Origin of the sequence: Microbacterium sp. NPDC077644 (assembly GCF_040702785.1) — a bacterium.
GTDB lineage: Bacteria > Actinomycetota > Actinomycetes > Actinomycetales > Microbacteriaceae > Microbacterium.
Genome location: NZ_JBFBME010000003.1, coordinates 368,620 through 375,183, shown reverse-complemented (window position 1 = coordinate 375,183; position 6,564 = coordinate 368,620). Strand labels below are relative to the sequence as shown.

General features: G+C 68.4%; 7 protein-coding genes and 2 rRNA genes. 6 read left to right on the top strand and 3 right to left on the bottom strand.

The features are described 5' to 3' along the window. The 5 genes from AB0269_RS13965 to AB0269_RS13945 form a co-directional block, all read left to right on the top strand. Positions 1-203, top strand: a 23S ribosomal RNA gene (locus AB0269_RS13965); the annotation flags it as partial. A gap of 127 nt (positions 204-330) precedes the next feature. Then, positions 331-447: ribosomal RNA gene (gene rrf / locus AB0269_RS13960) — 5S ribosomal RNA — on the top strand. A gap of 89 nt (positions 448-536) precedes the next feature. Then, on the top strand, positions 537-1,337 hold the full coding sequence (locus AB0269_RS13955; protein WP_366211853.1) for an amino acid ABC transporter substrate-binding protein: 801 nt from the start codon (positions 537-539) through the stop codon (positions 1,335-1,337). Between the two features lie 2 nt (positions 1,338-1,339). Further along, entirely contained in the window at positions 1,340-2,002 is a 663-nt protein-coding gene (locus AB0269_RS13950) for an amino acid ABC transporter permease (protein WP_366211852.1), read from the top strand. Beyond that, the gene (locus AB0269_RS13945; protein WP_366211851.1) at positions 1,989-2,804 is read left to right on the top strand and encodes an amino acid ABC transporter ATP-binding protein; all 816 of its coding nucleotides are present in this window, start codon (positions 1,989-1,991) and stop codon (positions 2,802-2,804) included. Before AB0269_RS13950 ends, AB0269_RS13945 begins: the two co-directional genes overlap by 14 nt. Here the strand turns inward: AB0269_RS13945 and AB0269_RS13940 are convergent. Beyond that, positions 2,794-3,420, bottom strand: coding sequence for a LysE/ArgO family amino acid transporter (locus tag AB0269_RS13940; RefSeq protein ID WP_366211850.1), 627 nt, complete (start codon positions 3,418-3,420; stop codon positions 2,794-2,796). The two genes, AB0269_RS13945 and AB0269_RS13940, sit on opposite strands and share 11 nt — an antisense overlap. A gap of 69 nt (positions 3,421-3,489) precedes the next feature. On the opposite strand from AB0269_RS13940, the gene AB0269_RS13935 reads away from it, so the two are divergent. Beyond that, entirely contained in the window at positions 3,490-4,389 is a 900-nt protein-coding gene (locus AB0269_RS13935) for a LysR family transcriptional regulator ArgP (RefSeq protein ID WP_366211849.1), read from the top strand. A 25-nt stretch (positions 4,390-4,414) separates the two neighbouring features. On the opposite strand, the gene AB0269_RS13930 is transcribed toward AB0269_RS13935, so the two are convergent. Together AB0269_RS13930 and AB0269_RS13925 are read right to left on the bottom strand one after the other, a co-directional pair. Continuing rightward, complete coding sequence (locus tag AB0269_RS13930) at positions 4,415-5,092, bottom strand: YqaJ viral recombinase family protein (RefSeq protein WP_366211848.1); 678 nt, start codon at positions 5,090-5,092, stop codon at positions 4,415-4,417. Between the two features lie 100 nt (positions 5,093-5,192). Then, positions 5,193-6,557, bottom strand: a complete 1,365-nt coding sequence (locus AB0269_RS13925; protein WP_366211847.1) for a glucose-6-phosphate dehydrogenase — start codon at positions 6,555-6,557, stop codon at positions 5,193-5,195. Between the last annotated feature and the right edge of the window lie 7 nt (positions 6,558-6,564).

Below are 6,564 nucleotides of genomic sequence, written 5' to 3'. Positions count from 1 at the left end.
GTTCCGCCAGGAGCACCGCTGATTAGCTACGTTCGGGATGGATAACCGCTGAAAGCATCTAAGCGGGAAGCCGGCCTCAAGATGAGACTTCCATGGACTTCGGTCCGAGAGGCTCCCAGTAGACGACTGGGTTGATAGGCCAGATGTGGAAGCACGGCAACGTGTGGAGCTGACTGGTACTAATAAGCCGATGACTTGATAACACCTTATTTTCATCAGTTCGAATTCTTTCTGATGCCGCGTCCACTGAGTGGTTCTCGATGTACGGTCGAGAACCGCAAACGAAAACATACTTTTTTCGTTATGCAACGATTGAAACATCAATAGTGTTTCGGTGGCCATAGCGTGAGGGAAACGCCCGGTCACATTCCGAACCCGGAAGCTAAGCCTCACAGCGCCGATGGTACTGCAGGGGGGACCCTGTGGGAGAGTAGGACACCGCCGGACTCCTTTTAGTCAAAATGGCCACCCAACGCAGGGTGGCCATTTTGCGTTAACAGCCGCAAGGCGAAGAAGGCCAGAAAGGTCCCTCACACATGTCGCGTCGCGTCACCGCAGCATCCGTTCTCGCCATCGCAGCTCTGGCCCTCGCCGGCTGCACGAGCACGGGTGAGACGGCGCCGGAAGGCGGCGACGAGTACGGTCTCGTCACCCCCGGTACGCTGACGGTCGCGACCGAGGGCACTTACCGTCCGTTCAGCTTCCACGAGGGTGACGGCACCGGCGCTCTCGTCGGCTACGACGTCGAGATCATCGAGGCGGTCGCCGAGAAGCTCGACCTCGAGGTCCGTTTCGAAGAGACGCAGTGGGACGCGATCTTCGCCGGCCTCGATGCCGGGCGCTTCGACCTCATCGCCAACCAGGTGACCATCAACGACGAGCGCGAGGCGAACTACCTCTTCAGCGAGCCGTACACGGTCTCGCCGGGCGTCATCGTCGTGAACGCCGACGACGACTCCATCTCGTCCTTCGACGACCTCGACGGCAAGACGACGGCCCAGTCGCTCACGAGCAACTGGAACGAGCTCGCGGTCTCCAGCGGTGCCAAGGTCGAGAACGTCGACGGTTGGGCCCAGGCGATCTCCCTGCTCAAGCAGGGTCGCGTGGATGCCACGATCAACGACAAGCTGACCTTCCTCGACTACGAGCAGACCGAGGGCGACACCTCGGTCAAGATCGCCGCCGAGACGGATGAAGCCGGGCTGTCGGCGTTCGCGTTCACCCAGGACAAGCAGGCTCTCGTCGACGCGATCGGCGGAGCGCTCGACGAACTGCGCGCCGACGGCACGCTCGCCGAGATCAGCGACAAGTACTTCGGCGCCGACGTCACCGAGTAATCATGGACCTGTGGGATGTGTTCCTCAGCTCGTTGGGGCCCATCGCCCTCGCCGGGCTCGTGAGCACGATCCCGCTTGCACTGATCTCGTTCGCGATCGGTCTCGCCCTCGCGCTCTGTGCCGCACTCATGCGGATCTCCGAGCACCGCATCCTCTCGATGATCGCGCGGGTCTACATCTCGATCATCCGCGGCACGCCTCTGCTGGTGCAGTTGTTCGTCATCTTCTACGGGCTCCCGTCCATCGGCGTGGTCGTCGATCCCTGGCCGAGCGCCGTCATCGCCCTGTCGCTGAACGTCGGCGGCTATGCCGCTGAGGTGATCCGCGCGGCGATCCTCTCCGTCCCGAAGGGGCAGTGGGAGGCCGCGTACACGGTCGGGATGGGGCGGAGCCGCGCGCTGACGCGCGTCATCCTGCCGCAGGCGGCTCGGGTGTCCGTGCCTCCGTTGTCGAACACCTTCATCTCGCTCGTGAAGGACACCTCGCTCACCTCGCTCATCCTCGTGACCGAGCTCTTCCGCGTCGCCCAGCAGATCGCCGCGTTCAACTACAAGTTCATGGTCGTGTACCTGACCGCAGCGCTCGTGTACTGGGTGTTCTGCCTGGTCCTCTCGGCCGGGCAGAACCTGCTCGAGAGGAGGCTCGACCGCCATGTCGCCGTCTGAGAGCGCAGCTCTTCCGAGCCGCGCAGGCAGCCCGCTGCTCACAGCCCGTGGCCTGCACAAGAGCTTCGGCTCGAACGAGGTCCTGAAGGGTCTCGACCTGACCGTCCACCGCGGCGAGGTCGTCGTGCTCATCGGCCCGAGCGGATCCGGCAAGACCACGGTGCTCCGCTCGCTCAACGGGCTGGAGACTCCGGATGCCGGCATCCTCACCGTCGACGGGGGACCGGAGATCGACTTCGCCACCCGGCCCGGCAAAGCCACGCGCTTCGCGCTGCGAGACCGCTCGGCGATGGTGTTCCAGCACCACAATCTCTTCCCGCACTTCACCGTCCTGCAGAACGTCATCGAGGGTCCGTGGCGCGTTCAGGGGCGCCCGAAGGACGAGGCGATCGCGGACGCGCGGATGCTCCTGGCCCGTGTCGGCCTCGCCGACAAGGAGACCGCCTACCCGCACGAGCTCTCCGGCGGTCAGCAGCAGCGCGTCGGCATCGTCCGCGCCCTGGCGCTGCGCCCCGACCTGCTGCTGTTCGACGAGCCCACCAGCGCCCTCGATCCCGAGCTCGTCGGTGAGGTGCTCCTCGTCATCAAGGAGCTCGCCGACGAGGGCTGGACCATGGTGGTCGTCACCCATGAGCTCGCGTTCGCCCGTGAGGCCGCGGATCACGTGCTGTTCCTGGACGGCGGCATCGTGCTCGAGGAGGGGCCGCCGGAGCAGCTGTTCACGGCTCCGCGGCACGAGCGCACCCGACGCTTCCTCGCGCGGATCCTGCGCCCGCTCGACGGCGACGACCTCAGCCGCTGACCGCCTGCACGACGAGGCTCACGGCGATCGCTATCATGATCACGGCGATCGCACCGTCGAGGATGCGCCACGCGCGCGGGGTGTCGAGCCACCGGCCGAGATGGCGGGCTCCGTACCCGAGGGCTGTGAACCAGAGGATGCTCGCGCACACGGCTCCCGCGGCGAAGACCCACCGCGCGTCGCCGTGCGTCGCCGCGATCGAACCGAGCATCAGGACGGTGTCCAGATACACGTGCGGATTGAGCCAGGTCAGGGCGAGCACCGTGAGCGCGACCGGTGCGAGGCGGATGCCCGGCTGCGGCCGGGAACCAGGATCCGTGTGCAGCCCCGCATCGGATCCGCGCAGTGCGCGCCGGGCGGCGAGCAGTCCGTAGGCGAGCAGGAAGGCGGCGCCCAGCCACTGCGCGACCACGACGAGCCACGGCATCCGTTCGATGACGAATCCGAGGCCCGCGACGCCCGCGACGATCAGCACCGCGTCGGAGAGTGCGCAGATGATCACGACCGCCAGGACGTGCTCCCGCCGGATGCCCTGGCGAAGCACATAGGCGTTCTGCGCCCCAATGGCGACGATGAGGGAGAGGCCGAGACCGAGACCGGAGAAGAACGCGAGCACCCTTCGACGCTAGAAGACGCTGCGCATAAGCACCAGCGAACGATTCTTATCTTCCATTAGCATGACTTCATGGCGTCGATCGCTCCGGAACTCGCATCCACGGTGGCCGCGATCGTCGACGGCGGCAGCCTCGAAGCGGCGGCGCGGGCGCTCAGCATCACTCCGTCGGCGGTCAGCCAGCGGTTGAAATCCCTCGAGCAGCAGCTCGGCCGGGTGCTCGTCGTCCGAGGGCGCCCGGCGACGGCCACGCCCTCGGGCGAGGCGGTCGTCCGCATGGCCCGGCAGATCGCGCTCCTCGAGCACGAGACGCTCGCCGGACTCGGGCTCGACGCCGCGGACGGGCGGGCGAGCGTGCCGTTGGCCGTGAACGCCGACTCCATGGCGACGTGGTTCCTCGCGCCGCTCGCGCGGCTGAGCGAGACCCACGACATCGACTTCGACCTGCACAGAGACGACCAGAACTTCACCGCTCGACTACTCGAATCCGGCGAGGTCATGGCGGCCGTCACGTCGGAATCGACCCCGGTGACCGGTTGCTCCGTCGCGCCGCTGGGTGTTCTCGTGTACGAGGCGGTCGCGACTGGGGCGTTCGCCCGGCGCTGGTTCGCCGGCGGCGTCACCGATGACGCACTGCGCCGGGCGCCCTTCGTCGACTTCGACCGCCGGGACGCGCTGCAGCAGCAGTGGCTCGCTGCGCGCGGGATCGAGGCCGAGGGCGTGCCGCGGCACTATGTGCCGGCATCGCACGACTTCGCGGCGGCGGTCGCCCTGGGACTGGGGTGGGGGATGCTGCCCGGCCCGCAGCTCGCCGACGCGCTGGCATCGGGGGCCGTCGTTCCGCTCGGGGGCGAACCGATCCGGGTGCCGCTGCACTGGCAGCAGTGGAACCTCCGCTCCGCCCTGCTCGACGCCGTCGCCGCCGAGGTCGCAGTCGAGGCCGGGGCTGTGCTCGAGCCCTACCGGCACTGATCGCGGGCGGTCCGGTCGGGGCGCCTCAGTCGGCCAGGGCGAGGGCGCGGAAGACGTCGCGCTCGCGAAGGGCCTCGCGACGGGACGGCGTCTCGGGATGCGCGGTCGGCGGCCGGTTGCCCGTCGTCCGGTGGTAGAGCTCGTCGATCAGGCGGGTCGCGAGGCCGACGAGCTGATCGATCTCGCGCTCGTCGCGGTCGATCCACACGCAGCGCGGCTCGTCGTCCACGGGGCGGAAGTCGTCGTGCTCCTCCCAGACGAACAGCGTCCGGTCGGCCCCCAGAACGTGCTGCTGCCACCACACCTGGCGCAGGTACGTCCGCGGGATGGTGCGCCAGTTCTTGTTGGTCGTCTTGATCTCGGCGAGCAGGATGCGCCCGCCGGCATCCTGGACGATGCCGTCCGGAGTGGCGAGATGACGGTGCTCGACCTCGGCGCGGAAGAGCGCGGATGACGGGCGGATGCCGTGCGTCGCGGCCACCCATGCGGCGATCTCCGGCTCGCGCCGGCGTCCGTGGTCGGTGTAGGCGTTGCCCCCGAAGCGGGCTCCGCCGCCGAGCTTCGCGTCCGCCGCACGGATGATCGACTTGTCACCGGAGAGCCCGGCGACGTCGGTTGCGGTGATGCCGCGCGCCCGTGCCCGGAGCCAGGCGACGCGATCGCGGGAGTCCGCGACGATTCGAGCCTGAAGTTCCGGGGTCACCTCTCGAGGCTACCTCCCGCCGCGGACCTCCGAGTCTCTGCCGCGCCGGGTGGAGGACATGCCGGCTTCCGAGACGGTGTCGTCGCCCGAGGCGGTCCCATCAGCCCACGTACGGCCAGCGCGCCGGACCGGTCGACCCTGCCGCGTACTCCTCGAGCGGCACCTCGTCGGCGCGCCAGGCATCCAGGATCGGCTGCACGATGTGCCAGCACCGCTCGGCCGCGTCGCCGCGCACCGACAGCATCGGGTCGGCGTCGAGGATGCCGGAGAGCACCTCGGCATAGGCGAGCAGCTGCCCGGCGCCGAGCTCGGCCGACAGTGTCGTCCTCTCCAGCACGAGCGGGTCGTCCGCGCCGTTGAGATTGAGCTCCAGCGACATGCGGTCCGGACCCAACGAGAACCGCAGCACCGCGCCCTCGGCGGAGCCGCGCAACCCCTCCGGCACGTGCCGCACCGCGCGGAAGCGCACGACGATCTCGCGGGCCGGGTCGCCGATCGCCTTGCCGGACCGCAGCGTGAACGGGACGCCGGCCCAGCGGGCGTTGCGCACTTCGAACGTCGCCTGGGCGAGCGTCTCCGTGCCGCGCTGCGGATCGACACCCGGCTCGTCGACGTAGGACGGCTTGTCCGAGCCGTCGACGCTCCCCGACGTGTACCGCGCTCGCCATGATGATGCCGTCGGGTCGTCGTCCCGCACGCGGGTCGCGCGCAGGACGGCGGAGGTCGCTTCGCGGAAGTCGGCTTCGCCGATCGTGGCCGGCTGCTCCATCGCTACGACCGCGAGCACCTGCAGCAGGTGACTCTGGATCATGTCGACGAGCGCGCCGGCTCCGTCGTAGTACCCCGCTCGCCCCTCGAGACCGAGCTTCTCGTCGTACACGATGCTGATCGATTCGATGCTCTCGGCCGACCACAGCGGTTCGAGAAGCCGGTTCGAGAATCGTGCGCCCAGCAGGTTCAGAGTGGTCGACTTGCCCAGGAAGTGGTCGACGCGGAACACCTGCGTCTCGGGGACCAGCGCTTCCAGACGCGCGTTCAGCGCGCGGGCGCCGGCCTCATCCGTGCCGAACGGCTTCTCCAGGGCGAGCATGACGCCCTTCGGCAGCATGTCGGCCGTCATGGCCTCGCAGGCGCGCGCGGCGATCGCCGGCGGAACGGCGAAGTAGAGCGCGACCTGACCGTCCAGCCCCTTCAGCAGCCGCTTGAGATCGGCGGTCTTCGTGATGTCGGCCCGGTGGTACTCGATCTCGACGCGGTCCAGCGCGGACTCGGCATCCACGGTCGCGAACGATGCGCGCACCACCTTGGCGAGCCGATCCGTCGTCGACTCCTCGATGCCGGCGCCGATCACGCGCACCGTCCGATCCTGCTCCGTGACGAGCAGCTGGCCGAGAGCGGGGAGCAGCAGGCGCGAGGCCAGATCGCCCGTGGCTCCGAAGACGACGAGGGTTGTCGCAGCATCCATGCGCCCA

Excerpts from the sequence above, each read along its gene's own strand:
- AB0269_RS13925 (WP_366211847.1), bottom strand. The coding sequence starts at position 6,557 with ATGGATGCTGCGACAACCCTCGTCGTCTTCGGAGCCACGGGCGATCTG.
- AB0269_RS13950 (WP_366211852.1), top strand. The coding sequence starts at position 1,340 with ATGGACCTGTGGGATGTGTTCCTCAGCTCGTTGGGGCCCATCGCCCTC.
- AB0269_RS13945 (WP_366211851.1), top strand. The coding sequence starts at position 1,989 with ATGTCGCCGTCTGAGAGCGCAGCTCTTCCGAGCCGCGCAGGCAGCCCG.
- AB0269_RS13935 (WP_366211849.1), top strand. The coding sequence starts at position 3,490 with ATGGCGTCGATCGCTCCGGAACTCGCATCCACGGTGGCCGCGATCGTC.
- AB0269_RS13955 (WP_366211853.1), top strand. The coding sequence starts at position 537 with ATGTCGCGTCGCGTCACCGCAGCATCCGTTCTCGCCATCGCAGCTCTG.